Origin of the sequence: Hungatella sp. SL.1.14 (assembly GCF_024460495.1) — a bacterium.
Lineage (GTDB): Bacteria > Bacillota > Clostridia > Lachnospirales > Lachnospiraceae > Hungatella > Hungatella hathewayi.
Window position 1 is genome coordinate 1 of record NZ_JANFYJ010000524.1, and the last position, 288, is coordinate 288.

Annotated in this window: 1 pseudogene; it reads left to right on the forward strand. The window is 47.6% G+C overall.

The annotated features are described in order from the left end of the window. A pseudogene (locus tag NE473_RS32125) lies at nucleotides 1-281 on the forward strand (carbohydrate ABC transporter permease); the annotation flags it as partial. Nucleotides 282-288: the final 7 nt, after the last annotated feature.

Here is a 288-nt window from a genome sequence, read left to right on the forward strand (position 1 = left end):
TTTCGATTGGGCTTCCGCTTTCCAAACCGGTGATCACGACGATCACCATATTTAACTTTACACAGTCCTGGAACGCGTACTTAGTACCGTCCACGTTTGTCAGCAGTCAGGAGAAGTATACGCTGGTCGTAGGGCTCAATACATTAAAGGACACATTTTTCAACCGTTTGAATCTGACCATGGCGGGGGTTGTGGTGATTTCACTTCCCGTGCTGATCCTGTTTCTCGTTCTGCAGAAGCAGTTTATTCAGGGGATCGCTTCAGACGGAATTAAGGGATAGGTGAACG